This window comes from Mesorhizobium sp. M7A.F.Ca.AU.002.02.1.1, assembly GCF_003998535.1.
Classification (GTDB): Bacteria; Pseudomonadota; Alphaproteobacteria; order Rhizobiales; family Rhizobiaceae; genus Mesorhizobium; species Mesorhizobium ciceri.
The window spans coordinates 1-781 of record NZ_RZPB01001358.1; the positions used below are offsets into that span (position 1 = coordinate 1).

Genomic DNA, 781 nt, shown 5'->3' on the forward strand with positions numbered 1-781 from the left:
GATGAACAGCGCGATGCCGGCCACGAAGGCGCGGCGCAGACCGAATCGGTCACCGGCAGCGCCCCCGGCCAGGATCAGCGCCGAGAGCGTCAACGCATAGGCATTGGAAATCCACTGCGCCTCGGCAAGGCTTGCGCCGAGATTGACGCGGATCGCTGGTGTAGCGATGGCCAGGATGGAGCCGTCTATGAAGCCAAGCGCCGAGGCCAGAATTGCCGCGATCAGCACAAATCGTCGCCGCGACTGCGGACAAAACGTTCCATTCGTGACCGGATTGGTCAGCGGGACGGCGGCGGCTTCACTTGGTGAATGCATGAAACCTTGCTTAAACCCCTGGCGCACCGGCAACAACCAGCCAGTGGCTTGCTGTCGCTGAAACCAGCCGTTTGGCCAGGGTCGCACCCTGTCAGATGCAAATGGCGGCAACCATGCTAGGTTTCCGGAAGGTGCCGATGGGGAAACATCGATGAAGCGGCCACTTGAAGCATCGGCTGAGGGACGCGGCCGTATCGTCGGGATCACCGATGGCGTATTCGCCATCGCGCTCACCCTGATCGTTCTCGAAATCAGGGTGCCGGCGCACGAGGCGATCCATTCCGAACGCGAGCTGCTCGCCGCGATCGCCGCCCTGGCGCCGCGTTTCCTGACCTACGCCTTGAGCTTCCTGACGCTGACCATCTTCTGGTTTGGCCAGCAGGCGCAGCATGGTCTGATCGCCAAATCCGATCGACGGCTTGCCACGCTGAACCTTTGCTTTCTCGCCTTCATCGCCTTGCTGCCC

At 62.2% G+C, this 781-nt stretch carries 2 protein-coding genes; one reads left to right on the forward strand and one right to left on the reverse strand.

Features of this window, described 5'->3' with window-relative positions; all coding sequences use genetic code 11:
• The coding region (locus tag EN879_RS37705) for an MFS transporter (RefSeq protein WP_127274800.1) at positions 1-315 on the reverse strand (315 nt) is incomplete at its 3' end.
• Positions 316-466: 151 nt separating this feature from the next.
• Between EN879_RS37705 and EN879_RS37710 the strand changes: the two genes are divergently transcribed.
• A partial coding sequence (locus EN879_RS37710; RefSeq protein ID WP_127274801.1) for a TMEM175 family protein occupies positions 467-781 on the forward strand: 315 nt, incomplete at its 3' end.